At 38.8% G+C, this 14,472-nt stretch carries 12 protein-coding genes; 2 read left to right on the forward strand and 10 right to left on the reverse strand.

Going from position 1 to position 14,472, the window contains the following annotated elements; all coding sequences use genetic code 11:
* Positions 1-559: 559 nt before the first annotated feature.
* The 9 genes from NST00_RS00160 to NST00_RS00200 form a co-directional block, all read right to left on the reverse strand.
* Positions 560-1,279: a WecB/TagA/CpsF family glycosyltransferase gene (locus NST00_RS00160; RefSeq protein ID WP_339289176.1), complete on the reverse strand. Its 720-nt coding sequence runs from the start codon at positions 1,277-1,279 to the stop codon at positions 560-562.
* A gap of 235 nt (positions 1,280-1,514) precedes the next feature.
* On the reverse strand, positions 1,515-2,786 hold the full coding sequence (locus NST00_RS00165) for a nucleotide sugar dehydrogenase (protein ID WP_340709464.1): 1,272 nt from the start codon (positions 2,784-2,786) through the stop codon (positions 1,515-1,517).
* Positions 2,787-3,061: 275 nt separating this feature from the next.
* A complete protein-coding gene (locus tag NST00_RS00170) occupies positions 3,062-3,337 on the reverse strand; it encodes a hypothetical protein (protein WP_340709465.1) in 276 nt (91 codons plus the stop codon).
* Between the two features lie 139 nt (positions 3,338-3,476).
* Entirely contained in the window at positions 3,477-3,710 is a 234-nt protein-coding gene (locus NST00_RS00175) for a PspA/IM30 family protein (protein ID WP_340709466.1), read from the reverse strand.
* Positions 3,707-3,901, reverse strand: a complete 195-nt coding sequence (locus NST00_RS00180; protein ID WP_340709467.1) for a hypothetical protein — start codon at positions 3,899-3,901, stop codon at positions 3,707-3,709. Before NST00_RS00180 ends, NST00_RS00175 begins: the two co-directional genes overlap by 4 nt.
* Before the next feature lie 275 nt (positions 3,902-4,176).
* Positions 4,177-5,121, reverse strand: a complete 945-nt coding sequence (locus tag NST00_RS00185; protein WP_340709469.1) for a nuclease-related domain-containing protein — start codon at positions 5,119-5,121, stop codon at positions 4,177-4,179.
* 168 nt (positions 5,122-5,289) lie between these two features.
* On the reverse strand, positions 5,290-6,120 hold the full coding sequence (locus tag NST00_RS00190; RefSeq protein ID WP_340709470.1) for a flagellin N-terminal helical domain-containing protein: 831 nt from the start codon (positions 6,118-6,120) through the stop codon (positions 5,290-5,292).
* A 354-nt stretch (positions 6,121-6,474) separates the two neighbouring features.
* Entirely contained in the window at positions 6,475-6,690 is a 216-nt protein-coding gene (locus NST00_RS00195) for a hypothetical protein (RefSeq protein ID WP_340709471.1), read from the reverse strand.
* Between the two features lie 1,331 nt (positions 6,691-8,021).
* Positions 8,022-8,489, reverse strand: coding sequence for an IDEAL domain-containing protein (locus NST00_RS00200; RefSeq protein ID WP_016839320.1), 468 nt, complete (start codon positions 8,487-8,489; stop codon positions 8,022-8,024).
* A 595-nt stretch (positions 8,490-9,084) separates the two neighbouring features.
* Between NST00_RS00200 and NST00_RS00205 the strand changes: the two genes are divergently transcribed.
* Both NST00_RS00205 and NST00_RS00210 read left to right on the forward strand, forming a co-directional pair.
* Positions 9,085-10,644, forward strand: a complete 1,560-nt coding sequence (locus NST00_RS00205) for an SWIM zinc finger family protein (protein ID WP_340709472.1) — start codon at positions 9,085-9,087, stop codon at positions 10,642-10,644.
* On the forward strand, positions 10,641-13,415 hold the full coding sequence (locus NST00_RS00210) for a DEAD/DEAH box helicase (protein ID WP_340709473.1): 2,775 nt from the start codon (positions 10,641-10,643) through the stop codon (positions 13,413-13,415). The genes NST00_RS00205 and NST00_RS00210 overlap by 4 nt, the downstream gene beginning before the upstream one ends.
* A gap of 447 nt (positions 13,416-13,862) precedes the next feature.
* Here NST00_RS00210 and NST00_RS00215 read toward each other — a convergent pair whose 3' ends face one another.
* Positions 13,863-14,255, reverse strand: coding sequence for a single-stranded DNA-binding protein (locus NST00_RS00215; protein ID WP_168412732.1), 393 nt, complete (start codon positions 14,253-14,255; stop codon positions 13,863-13,865).
* Positions 14,256-14,472: the final 217 nt, after the last annotated feature.

Here is a 14,472-nt window from a genome sequence, read left to right on the forward strand (position 1 = left end):
TCGTAAAAAGGATAACTAAGAATCTCTTATATTATGACATAAATCGTTTGTAAAAAACAACCTTATTAAGCAAATATGTTTTAATTTTTCTACATTTTTTCAATACTACTACTGAAATTGCCAATTTTTTACAATGATTAGATTATTTTGGATGTTAGTTAACTATTTTGTTTACTTTTAATTACATTGTGTTAATTCCTTTTACCCCGAATCAATATATTGATTGGATATTAGATTTATGACTACTAAATTTTAATTTTTTCACAGTAATTGTTTATTTTTATTTGGTATATTTTTCCTATATATTAATTTCTTAAATCAAAGATCTCATCCATGTCGCATAGATAAAAAGAAGACCCCAGCATCTTTATGCTGAGGCCTTCTTTTTGGGCTACCAACCGTTTTTTCCTTGCAGGGAAAATGTATTGCTCTATATCGTAGAGGAAATCTTACTACTTCTTACAGTTTAACACCTTCACTGTAAATACACAATAAAATATTACAAAGATTACAAAATAATTTTCAATTGCATGATTTTGGCGCACCGAGGGAAATCTTGCTAATTTCGTTTTGTGTTTCGTACAACTTCAAGAAGAAATTTTGGCAATGCCATTTGTCTTTTAATACGTTTCGGTTCCATCATTAAACGATAAAACCATTCGAGTCCAACTTTTTGGAAAGCTTTTGGTGCTCGTTTCACATTCCCTGCAAGTACGTCAAAGGAGCCTCCTACTCCTTGATAGATTGTTGGGTATAATTGGTCGCGATTTGCATTAATCCAATTTTCCTGTTTTGGGCTACCCATTGCGACAAACAAAATATCAGGTTTTGCTTCATTTATTTTGGCAATCACTTTTTCATTGTCAGTTTCATATCCGTGTTGAATACCGGCAATTTGAATACCAGGATATAGTGCTTTCAGTTTTTCAGCAGCTGCTGCAGCTACACCTGGTTTCCCCCCATACAAGAAGATTGGTTTTTGTTTTTTTGCCGCTTCTTCGCAAAGTCGCATCATTAAATCGACACCTGTAACTCTTTCAGAGATTTGACCTTTTTGAATTTTGGAAGCTAAAATAACCCCAATTCCATCTGGGATTTGGAACTCTGCTTCATTTAGTAATTTTTTTAATGCCGGATCTTCTTTTGCTTTCATGATTTTTTCAGGGTTGATTGCGACAATGAGTGATTTTTCTTTCCGTTCAATGCGTTGAAATATTTGTTCGATTAGTTCATCGTAGTTTTCTGTGTTAACTTGTATCCCTAATACGGTTTCTTTCATCTTCGTTCATCCATTTCGATTGTATTTTTTCCGTTTATCATCATACCAAAAATTTTGCGAATGTACAGAAAGCCCAGATTAAAAAAAGATGATAAAAACATGACAAAGTTTTTACCATCTAGAAATTGGGTAATTGTATTCTTCCTTGTTTGTTGGGGTTCTATACGAAATGAATCGATGAAGCGACAGAGCATTAACCACCCTGTCGCTTACAATTTTATTGTAGTTAAACTACTTATATATTTTTTGAATCGCCAAGCAAGTGGAATTGGAATCCTGCTTCTTTCCATTTTTCGCGTTCTAAGCAGTTTTTCGTATCAAGCACGATTTTGTGTTTTGGCGTGATCGTTAATGGGTTGTATTCTTTAAATTCTTTATGGTCTGTTAATACTAATAAAATGTCTGCGTCATTTACTGCTTCTTCAAAGTTTTGTGTCTGAGTTGGATGGTTATTTTCTTTAATATGCGGGTCGAATGAAACGACTTCTAAGCCTAGTTGTTGAAGTTCGTGGATCACTTCTAATGATGGGCTTTCGCGCATATCATCGACGTTTCCTTTGAATGCAAGACCCAGAACAGCTACTTTGCCGCCCGCAATTTTGTTTTCATTCAAGATTTTTTGTGTTTTCTGTGCTGTGAATAGTGGCATGCCGTCATTGATGTTGCGAGCTAGATGAATCATTTGGGCTTTATCTCCGCCGAGTTCAACTAAAAACCATGGGTCAACAGCAATGCAATGTCCACCAACACCTGGTCCTGGGAAGTGGATGTTTACACGTGGGTGGAAGTTCGCATAGTGAATGGCTTCCCAAATGTTTACATCAAGTTCTTCCGCTAGTTTTGCTAATTCATTAGCGAATGCAATGTTTACATCACGGTATGTATTTTCCATGACTTTGACCAGTTCGGCAGTTGTGGCGTCCGTTAAATGGATTGGGCCTTTTACGAATAGTTCGTAAAGTTCTTTTGTCATTTCTGCAGATTTTTTATTGATTCCTCCGATGATGCGGCCGTTGTTGATTAATTCTTCAAAGATGCGTCCTGGAATTACTCGTTCTGGAGAGTGAGCGACGTATAGTTCTGTTCCAATATCTAATCCAGATTTAACGAGTTCAGGTATCATCACACGTTCCACAGTTTTTGGTGGAACAGTAGATTCCAAGATAACAAGATTTCCTTTTCTTAAATAAGGAACGATTGATTTTGTTGCTTCACGTACATATTCAAGGTTTGCTGTTTTATCTGCATTAATAGGTGAAGGAACCGCCACAATGAAAACATCTGCTTCTTGCGGTGTTGTGGAAGCTGTTAAGTACCCTTCATCTACCGCTTTATTCAGACGTTCTTGTAATCCTGGTTCTTCGATATGTAATTTTTTCTCTTGAATGCTTCGAACAGCAGCAGGGTTTACGTCAACCCCATGCACTTTTACTCCGTAATTTGCAAAAGTAACCGCAGTTGGTAATCCGATGTATCCTAGTCCGATTACACACATTGTTTTGTTCATATGAATCGTTACTTCCTTTCGAGTTTCAAGAACGAGAGGGAGCTGTTCTTTTAAGGATGCGCTTTTGTTTTGGGGAATTTTGATTATTAAGCGCGTTTTAAATAACTAGTGATGCTCCGAGACTCGTTTTGTTTAGAATGTCTTAATATAAATGATTTATTCATTGGTTTATTGATTGTAACTATAAATTTTATCCTGCGAGTCCTAGTATACAACTTTCGAAGGAAACTGTGAATTATTTTCACATTATCTACTCTTTTTGGTGTGGGTACGGTTTAAACTCGTGCATTTGCAAATTCAGCTTGTGTGGATGGTACCTTGGCTTGTGTGGATAGATTACTTGCTTGTGTGGATGGTACCTTAGCTTGTGTGGATAGATTACTTGCTTGTGTGGATGGTACCTTAGCTTGTGTGGATGATTCCTCGCTTGTGTGGATGATTCCCCGCTTGTGTGGATGATTTCCCGCTTGTGCAGATAACTTCTCTGCTCGTGCGGATAGTTCACCTACTTGTGTAGATAGTACGTTGGCTTGTGCGGATAATACACCCACTTGTGTGGATGATTCCCCGCTTGTGCAGATAACTTCTCTGCTCGTGCAGATAGTTCATCTACTTTTGTAGATAACTCCTCCACTCGTGCGGATAATTCACCTATTGTGTAGATAATACCCCAGCTCGTGCGGATACGGTTCACACTCGTGCATTTGCAACTCCAACTTGTGTGGATGGTACCTTAGCTCGTGCGGATAGTTCATCTACTTTTGTAGATAACTCCTCCACTCGTGCGGATAGTTCATCTACTTGTGCAGATAACTTCTCTGCTCGTGCAGATAGTTCATCTACTTTTGTAGATAACTCCTCCACTCGTGCGGATAATTCACCTATTGTGTAGATAATACCCCAGCTCGTGTGGATACGGTTCACACTCGTGCATTTGCAACTCCAACTTGTGTGGATGGTACCTTAGCTCGTGCGGATAGATTACTTGCTTGTGTAGATAGTACGTTGGCTCGTGCGGATAGATTACTTGCTTGTGTAGATAGTACGTTGGCTCGTGCGGATAGATTACTTGCTTGTGTAGATAGTACGTTGGCTCGTGCGGATAATACACCCACTTGTGTGGATGATTCCCCACTTGTGCAGATAACTTCTCTGCTCGTGCGGATAGTTCACCTACTTGTGTAGATAACTCCACGACTCGTGCGGATAGCACCTCCACTCGTGTACATAACTCCTTAACTTGTGTGGATAGTATTTCCTCTTGTGCAGATATCATCCAACTTGTGTGAATAGCTCCCTTTCTTGTGCAGTTAGAATACCAGTTCGTGTAAACACAATCCTCTCTCAAAAAAAGAGCGTGCATTCATTACTCTGCACACTCTTACAAATTTTATCCATTTATACTTAATTCATATTTACATGCTGTTGTGTTGCCTGTTCGGGATTTACTGTTAGCTTTTAATATTCTAGTTGCTTCGAAGCGATTTCTTAATCTTAAGTAGTTCATCGCTTCACTAGGAGATATCGTTTTATTGATCAACATATAATAATCCCTCAAGGCTTTTTCATGGGCGTACATGCTCCGCGTATTACATTTTTCACAATGCCATGTACGTTTGAGTCGTTTCATCGGAATAGTGCCACAATTCGGACATTCTACTCCAGTTCGGATTTCTTGTGGGTTGATGCTGTAATACTGGGTTAGGGGGAAATGGTCCCAAATTCGTTCTTTTGAATATTGAATTAATAATTCTCCTACTTGTTTTGAAGGAATGACTTCTTTTTTTGGCAATGACCAAATGTATTGAATAATACCTCTTCCCATAAATAACGGGTATTTGGAAGGCGGTTTATCGATAATTGCATTGTTATACGGTAATACGATTGCACCATAAATGGGGACTTTGATTTGATGTTGTTCCAAAAATGTTGTTAACGCCAAAATATATTGGTCGATTTGGGCTTCTGGGCTGCGATAGGATAGCTTTTTATCTTCTTTCACGCAAATTAGTTGAGGTGGATTGTTTGTAAACGTTAGTTCTCCATTGAGATTTTTCACTTCTAAAATAAGGCACCAGCTTGGTGAAATGAGTATAATGTCGATTTGAATCGTGATGATGGATTTAATACTGATGTTATGAAGAATGTAGGTGTTTTTAGGCAATTGATTTTCTGTCAGGATGTTTAGCAAATGTTTTTCTCCGTTTTCTCCAGCTTCTTGCAACGATAATTCTTCTTCGATTTTGAAAGCTTTTTCGTGACCCGGATTTAAACGTTTGTGAAGAGACTCTAATGCGATTTTGTAATCACTTGTTTTGTATGGTTTGAGCAGCAAATATTTCCCTCCTTTTTTCCTATTAAATTAGCAAATGGAAATTGAGAGGGGAATAGTTTGCTGTAAACTTTTATTTTCGCGGAATTTTTGGTGGGAAAATGAAAATTTCAATGTCTCTGGTACTCCATAAAAAAACTCACAGACGTCCATTTCTTTCCCGCCTGTGAGTTATTTTTTTCCGGAGTTTAGTAGCATTAAAATGGATTGGGCTTGTTGTAGATGGAGCGCAAGAACTTGTTGTGCTGCCATGGCAAGAATGCTTGCTTTAGTATAGTTCATCATTTCTTTCGCGATATCTGCATCTCGTATTCGAGATTCTGCTGCAGTTAAGTTTTCTGCCGTGTTCATTACATTATTATAAGCATGTTCCATTCGATTTTGATAAGCGCCAAGCCGAGAGCGTTCACTGGATACTTGTTGTAAAGCTTTATCTAATGCACCAATCGCTTTGTCTGCACCGTCTCTAGTTGTGATGTCGTGATTATCTAGACCAAGGCTGGTGCTATCTACATTGCCAATATAGATCTCTATATATTGTCCAGTATTCGCACCTATTTGAATTTTTAATGGATTTGATTCGTAGTCACCGTTTAAGAGAGGGCGCGTGTTGAATTCTGTTTGTTTCGCAATTCTAGTAATTTCTTCTTTCAGTTGTTGGAATTCAAGATCTAAGTGCTTTCGATCATCATCAGTAAGTGTGTCGTTTGCAGCTTCGATTGCTAGTTCACGCATGCGCTGTATGATGGCATGAGTTTCATTGAGAGCGCCTTCTGCCGTTTGAACGAGGGAGATGCCATCCTGTATATTTTTACTCGCCATGTTGAGGCCGCGAATTTGAGCACGCATTTTTTCTGAAATGGCTAGTCCCGCCGGATCATCTGCCGCGCTGTTAATGCGATAACCTGAAGAGATTCGTAATAACGCTTTATTGGCATTCATCCAGTTTTGATGAAGATTATTTAAAATCATCAATCCCGTAGCCGACCATTGCCCCAGCATCGTATTCCTCCTTTCTTATGGAGAAGGTTCTATTGATATTCATATCGGTTTTTTTCAACGAATTTTTATGAGAGAATTAATAATTTTATTATTCATTGAATAGATTGGTTGAAATTAGGTTTAATAATCGTTTTTTTGGGACATACTGGCTCCCAAGGAGGGATTTGTCATGAAAGATATGAAACTTACTTTCGAAGATTGCTTGTTTGGAATTATTGGTTCAGGGATTGCAGTGAGTGTACTTTATTTCTTTATTTCTTAATATTTATCGCGTTTTAATGGATGAGGAGTATAGTGGTCAACTGATTTCTTCCAAAGTAGATGGGATTCTAGCTATGTGGATATCTTTTGCATTTATGTACAGTTTCGTGCAGGGGGATGTCTGATTGTGTTGATAACTTTGCTGCTTGTGTGGTGGATGGCTACTACTCGTGCGGATAATTCCCCTGCTTGTGCATTTACCACTTCTTTTTGTGCATTTGGATGATTCACTTGTGTGGATGGCAATCTTACACGTGCAGATAACTCTTTCGCTTGTGCATATAATAACCCTACCCGTGCGTTTACCACTTCCGCTTGTGCAGATAGCCCCTGCTCGTGTGGATAATTTCCCTGCTCGTGCGTTTACTGCTTCCGCTTGTGCAGATAGCCCCTGCTCGTGTGGATAATTCCCCTGCTTGTTCGTTTACTACTTCCTCTTGTGCATTTGGATGTTTCACTTGTGTGGATGGCAATCTTACACGTGCAGATAACTCTTTCGCTTGTGCATATAATAACCCTACTCGTGCGTTTACTACTTCCTCTTGTGCAGATAGCCCCTGCTCGTGTGGATAATTCCCCTGCTCGTGCGTTTACTACTTTCTCTTGTGCATTTGGATGTTTCACTTGTGTGGATGGCAATCTTACACGTGCAGATAACTCTTTCGCTTGTGCATATAATAACCCTGCTCGTGCGTTTACTACTTCCGCTTGTGCAGATAGCCCCTGCTCGTGTGGATAATTCCCCTGCTTGTTCGTTTACTACTTTCTCTTGTGCATTTGGATGTTTCACTTGTGTGGATGGCAATCTTACACGTGCAGATAACTCTTTCGCTTGTGCATATAATAACCCTGCTCGTGCGTTTACTACTTCCGCTTGTGCAGATAGCCCCTGCTCGTGTGGATAATTCCCCTGCTTGTGCGTTTACTACTTCCTCTTGTGCATTTGGATGTTTCACTTGTGTGGATGGCAATCTTACACGTGCAGATAACTCTTTCGCTTGTGCATATAATAACCCTACTCGTGCGTTTACTACTTCCTCTTGTGCAGATAGCCCCTGCTCGTGTGGATAATTCCCCTGCTCGTGCGTTTACTACTTCCTCTTGTGCATTTGGATGTTTCACTTGTGTGGATGGCAATCTTACATGTGCAGATAACTCTTTCGCTTGTGCATATAATAACCCTGCTCGTGCGTTTACTACTTCCGCTTGTGCAGATAGCCCCTGCTCGTGTGGATAATTCCCCTGCTTGTGCGTTTACCACTTCCTCTTGTGCATATAATAACCCTACTCGTGCGTTTACTGCTTCCGCTTGTGCAGATAGCCCCTGCTCGTGTGGATAATTCCCCTGCTCGTGCATTTACCACTTCCACTCGTGCAGATAGTTACCCAACTCGTGTAGATAACTCCTTCTCTTGTGTGAATAACATTGCTTCTTGTGCGGATATTTCCCCTACTTGTGCAGATAATTCTTATAGTGGGGCTTAATACATAGCATATTGTAAGGATTGATTTCACCAAAGCCTAAAAATGCCTCATCATCTAATTAAAAATATAAGCACCTTCAATTTTTCAAATCGAGGTGCTTCATCATTGACTCTTATTCACTTTACTTCCTCCGTTAACTTCTTGCAATTTCCTACTCATCTGTTCTCCATATTTTTCTTTTTCGCAACTAATTCATAAAATCTTTGTTCGTCACGATTGGATAACGCTTCATCGATCAATCGATCAATATTTTCAGACTCCAATGAGCGGATGAGGTGATTCACTTCTGCGTTTTCTCCATGCGGGACGATATTGATTGTTTCTGATTTGTTGGCTGCTTCTTCAAGTATTGGCGCCAAATGTTCATGGATGTTGGATATCAATAGAAGCTGGTATAGCGGCAATCGAAGAAAGCGATTTCCACGCTGGAAAACAAAAATTTCCGATAAATTTTCGATTTGCATCGTTTTTATGTTAACAATGATTTCTTTTCCTTCGATGGGTACAAAGTGAAACAGTTCGTTGTCTTTCATAATGGAAAAATATTGATAAGCAAAGACGAGACGCAATGTTTCCCCCGAGGCTTTCGTATAAAAAGGTTTCATATATTGGACATGGATCATACCTATCCCTCCTATATTGAATCTCTCTCTTTTTATTAGCCCGAAGTTGATGAAACGAAACTTTTTATTCGTAATCCGCAACTTGGAACTTTATTAGGGTTTTCCAAAAAAGCTTATGTTTAAACTCGAATGATACAAATCGCAATTTCTAAATAATTCCAATCACTTATTCAAAAGAAAATAAAGCTTCCATTAAATATTGCTTAATGTATCATACGAATTTTGCTTTCCACATATTCCCCGCTTTTTATTTGGATGATATTCATATTTTTTCCCAAATTCCCCTTCTTCATCCAAGGAATCATCAATTTTTTGTATAAAATTTACAAAATCAGTAAATAAATGGCGATTATAAGGAATTAATATCATTTCTATTTATTTTAATCTCATTTTCAGATAATTTATCATTATTTTATACTATTTTTCTGAAAATTCATAATAATTTATACCGTTTTATAAAAAACTATTTTATTCAATTTAAGTCTGCTAATTTTATGTGACGACCGCAATTGCGAAAGTTTCAAAGGACAAGTCTTATCAAACACTAAATGCCGTGTTAAAATGAAGGGAAAGACTTTTTTTAGGAGCGAATGTAATGGTATTATCAGTTGCACATATTGCAGAAGAGCAAGAAAAATTTATTCGCCAAACATTACGAACTATTGAGAGAGAGTTGCATCCTTCTGTCACAGAGGATGAAGAGATAATAAGGCGGGCTCTTTTTGCTGTTCGAAATCAATCAGTTGTTTTCCATCGATACGTTTCTGTTTTTTCCGTCCTTACTACAACTGTAAAAGATGTGCACCCAACAGAAGTGACGATTGATTTTCTCAGCAACTCCATCACTTGTACATGCCCGAATAATGGCTGGTGCCGACATAAGGTAAGCGTTCTATTGTCGTTATATCAACATATTGATTCCGTTCAAGAATGGATTAGCAATTGGCGTTCGAAAAAATCGGTCAATTTGCAGGCTCTTGCCAATGTTCGCACCCCTGATAATTGGTTGAAAATGGTCGATGAAGTGCTTAGCCATTATTTGGAGGGGGCGGTTGAAATTCCAAGCTTCCTCTATTTAAATATTGCAGAAAACGCTTTGGAAAAATTAAATAAGCAGATTCCTTTTGAACGGGAATGGCAACCAGTTTACCGCTTATTTATGGAACTTGCTGTTGTTTATCAATTATCTCGCCATTTCACTGATTTAGAGTCAGAATTTCATGTCGACCATTACCAACACTTTTTTGATAAACGATTTCAATCTATCCAAAAAATCGTCCACGAAATCTCTGGAAAATCCCGTCTTTTCGCAACAGATCCGTTCTTTGATAAAATGCAAAGCATGCTTCGAGAAGTAATGCTTGAACGGGAAGGTTTTGTAAGTAGAAGAATGAATCTGTACTTACTGTTTTGGGATGAAGTGTTTTATGAGAAGAGACGGGTGTTAGAAGAATTAATTTTTCTTCAAGAGCAAAAGCATACTAAAATACCAGAACTTTTGATTGTATTCTATATTATTTTAAAAAATCATTCGGCATTAGAAGAAAATATGCGTCATATTCGTCCAGACCATTTAGGACTGTATATAGGATTGGTGAAGTTTGCTTATTCCAAGCAAAATGAACGAGCAGGGGAAATCCTCTTGAGAGGCATTCTTCCGTTTTTAGAGGCAAATATTCAAAAAGTTCAACCTGCCTTTCGTCCCTATGTTGTTTCATCCATTTATTCGTTATATGAAAAAATGGATTTAACAGAAGATGAGGAGCTTTTATTATACTCTTCTTTTGGAAAAGACGGGGTTCAGCCGTATTCGGATTATTTATTGAAACAGAAACGATATGAAGAATGGGTGGCGTTGCAACAATTGTACCCTTCTTCAATTGAGTATTTAGAATTTTACGGGTTAAAGGAAGTCGTGGAAGAAGCTCCAGCAGTGGTTCTTCCTTTATATCATTTTTATGCGATGGAGGAAATTAAGCAAAAGTCGCGACTTCATTACAAACAAGCCGTTCGAATTTGGAAAAAGATGAAAACTGCTGCGAAAAAAGCGGGCAAAATGAATTTTTGGGAAGAGTATATTGCTTCCATTCGAAACCAGTATAAAAGACTCCGCGCATTGCAGGAAGAATTGGAGAAAGGAAATTTATTTATATGAAAGATTTGCAACTAAGGAAAGTATCCAATCATACTCCTTTCGCAACCGTGTATCAATTATCATTCGAACAACTGAAGCAGGGATTGTACTCTGTTAGGGCTTTCGAAAACGGCTCTGTTGTTTCAGGAGAAAAATTAACATCGGCTTTCTTTTTCCGTTACGAACCAAACTTTTACGGTTTGCATGCCGAATTAGAGGAAGAAGCGCTTTTAATTACTGCTGTTGAATTGTTGGAATGCCTTTCCCCACAGTTCAAGCATCCTTTTGTGCATTTTGTAGGAGTAACAGAGGAAGATGCTTTATTGCTTGAAAGTATCGAGCAAGTGCAAATGTTGTGGAACTCCCCTTCCCTATGGAATTATATAGAAATGTTTGAGGATGAATTAGTCGTTCATTTACCCAATGGTGAAAGTGATCTGCAGAAGGAGTTTTTAACGACTGCGATCTATCAGAAATTGGCAAAGCGTGGCTTGCAACTTTCTGATGTACCATCACTTATTCCGTTCTTTAAAGAAGGTGGCTGGCCGCTGCAACAGGATCGAACTGTTGGTCATTTGAAAGTAGCACTTCGCTTGAATGAGCCGGAAGAAGATTCTGAGGAATGGTTATTGGAAACCGTAATTCTTTCATCCAGTTCGTCGAAACATTGGACGCCAGCTGTACGGAAGCGGCATCTGCCTATGAATGAGGCCCTTCCTGATAAGTGGAAGAACTATTCGGAAGAGATTAGGCAAACGCAAAAGCAAATGTTGGAATTGTTGATGTTGGATAATGTATCCGATGAATCATTTTTGCATATGCCATTAAGCGATGCCGAGGTGAGAACCCTTCTCCGCGATAAATTTGTAAAGTTAACAGCCTTAGGATTCGAAGTGATTCTTCCAGGCTGGTTGAAAGAATTAAGAAAAACGAAAATGCGAGTTCGTGTGAATGCGCAAAGTGGTTCGCAAAAATCGATGGCTGGGCTTGATGATATTTTATCTTTCCGATGGGAATTATCAATTGGAGGAGAAAAAATCAGCCCGGAAGAGTTTCGCAAAATTGTTGATGAAAAGCGGGAATTTATTCGAATCGGAAATGAATGGTTCCGCATGGATGCCGATTGGATGGCGAAAGTGCGAGAATTAATGGACAAAGCTGAAAAAGAAAATTGGACCGTAAAGGAATTAGTTTTCCGCGAGATACCAGAGGAGCTTTTAAATCCATCGTTGGAAGAAGAGGAAGATGCAGAACAGGACGATCCGCTCTTTGCTTTTGAAATGCAGCGTTCATTGCTGGCCTATGTGAATCAGTTGCAAGAAAAACAAGGATTGCCTTCTGTGAAATTGCCTAAATCTTTGAATGCAACGTTGCGGCCATATCAACAACAAGGGTTTGAATGGCTCGTATTTATGCGAAATCAACAATTTGGTGCTATATTAGCTGATGATATGGGGCTTGGAAAAACGGTACAGCTCATTAGTTATGTTCTGCATTTATATGAAGTGTTGCGGGAAATGAAACCGACGCTCATTGTTTGCCCAACTTCCGTTTTAGGAAACTGGCAGAAGGAATTGGCGCGCTTTGCTCCGACGTTAAAAGTTCATACTCATTATTCTTCTAGCCGTTTGAAAGATGAAGAATTTCATCATTTCTTGCTAAAGGAATCGCCTCAAGTGGTTTTATCCACATACGGAACAATTTCACAAGATGTGGAATTTTTAGATTCTATTCATTGGGCAGTGGTGACGTTGGATGAAGCACAAAATATTAAAAATATGCAAACAATGCAGTCGAAAGCAATTCGCCGTTTACATGGCGACCATCATATTGCGTTGACAGGAACGCCTATTGAGAATCGTTTATCTGAATTGTGGGCGATTTTTGATTTTATCCATCGAGGATATTTAGGAAGTTTCAAGAAGTTCCAAGACGAGTTTATTGTGCCAATCGAGCGTGAAGATTCTGACCAGCATAAAACGAGGTTGCGTACAAAAATTCGTCCATTCTTGTTAAGAAGAACAAAAAATGATCCAGAATTGCAGTTGAATTTACCAGATAAGCAAGAGACGAAAGAGTTTTGCCCGCTAACAGAAGAGCAAGCCGCCCTTTATGAAGGCTACATTCAAGATTCATTGGCAGGCTTGGAGCAAATGTCTCCTTTCGAACGCAAGGGGCGCATTTTGCAGATGTTGAGCAAGTTGAAGCAATTGTGCAACCACCCTGCTCTTTATTTGAAGGAACCATTTAGTGATGCACGAATCATGCTAGAGCGTTCTATGAAGTTAAAGCGCATCGTGGAATTGACACAGGAAATTGTTGAGCGAGGCGAGCAGTGCTTGATTTTCACTCAATATATTGGCATGGGACACTTGTTGCAACATTGTTTTTTCGAGCTGTTTGATTGGGATGTGCCGTTTTTGACGGGAAGTATGCGTAAAGAACAGCGGGATGCTTTAGTTGAAGCCTTTCAAGCTGGAGATTTTCCTATTTTCCTACTGTCATTAAAAGCGGGGGGAACTGGTTTAAATTTGACGGCCGCTAATCACGTTTTGCATGCGGATCGTTGGTGGAATCCTGCCGTGGAAAATCAGGCGACGGACCGTGCTTATCGCATTGGCCAGACGCAATTTGTTCAAGTGCATAAGTTTATTACAATTGGGACGATTGAGGAGAAAGTCGATCAAATGCTGGAGATGAAATCCGCATTATCTGCAGAATTAATTCAGTCAAGTCAATGGCTGACGGAGCTAGAGGAAGATAAATTGATGGAATTGCTTAGGTTAGGGTAAGCAATAAAATTGTGATTGGAAAGAGTGCCTAACACTCCTAGTATCCAAATAGAGGTGCCCGGCATTAAAAAAAATCCGAAGCAAATTGCCTCGGACAAAGTTTGGGAGGAAGAAGATTGGTCGAATTCTGATTTCCTCGTTTATCCGTTTATAGCCTCACTTTATTCAATTGTGGATTAATAGATTTTGATAGATTCTTATTCCATGCACTGCTGGGCGGTCACAATCCAGCAGTGTTTTTTATCACCTCCAAAAACTTTTATTGCTATCATTTCCCTATTATTATCAATCCATTGCCTTCCGTTAATAAATTGCACCCTTCCACTATGTTTACCCGGAATCCTTTTACTTTTTCATCCTTATAACCTTTTCCCATTTTTAAATGACATGTTGCCTACTTAATAAACCATCTTACTTTCTTCAACCCATTCCTCATTTTAGAGACTCTCACGTAACTGGTAATCCTTCTTCAGTTTCAGGAAGTACAAAATCTTTTTCAACTTCCGATTGCTTATTGGTTGGAGACTTTAGTAAGTAAAATCGGACCTCATCGGCAACGACTTCCGTACTAAACACTTTGAAATTCTCCTTATTAATATAGGAGCGTGATTGCAATCGCCCGTTGACTCCGATTAATGATCCCTTTCCGCAATATTGGACGATGCGTTCTGCTAATTTCCCCCATGCAGTGCATAAAACAAAATCCGCATCCACATCACCCTGATGATTGCGATAATTGCGATTAACAGCTACGACAAAGCTCGTGGCTACACGGTTTTCTGCAAATTCCCGAAGAACTGGATCTTTCGTTAATCGCCCGACTAGTCCGACATGATTCATAATTTCACCTCCTTTTTCTCCATCATATCGATTGCGCCTATTTTTGACAAAATCGCAAAATAAAAGAATGAGCCCTTTTTCTAATCCAAAATTTCCTTTTCGATATAGAATAAATGTTTGCAAAAATGCCAATACACTAGATTATTACAATGATTATCCGCATTTTCCAAAAATGGTCAAAATAAAAATTTAGCAGTTTTCTCATTTTATTTTTACA

The sequence above is a fragment of the Ureibacillus sp. FSL K6-0165 genome (genome assembly GCF_038004285.1).
GTDB classification, from domain to species: domain Bacteria; phylum Bacillota; class Bacilli; order Bacillales_A; family Planococcaceae; genus Ureibacillus; species Ureibacillus thermosphaericus.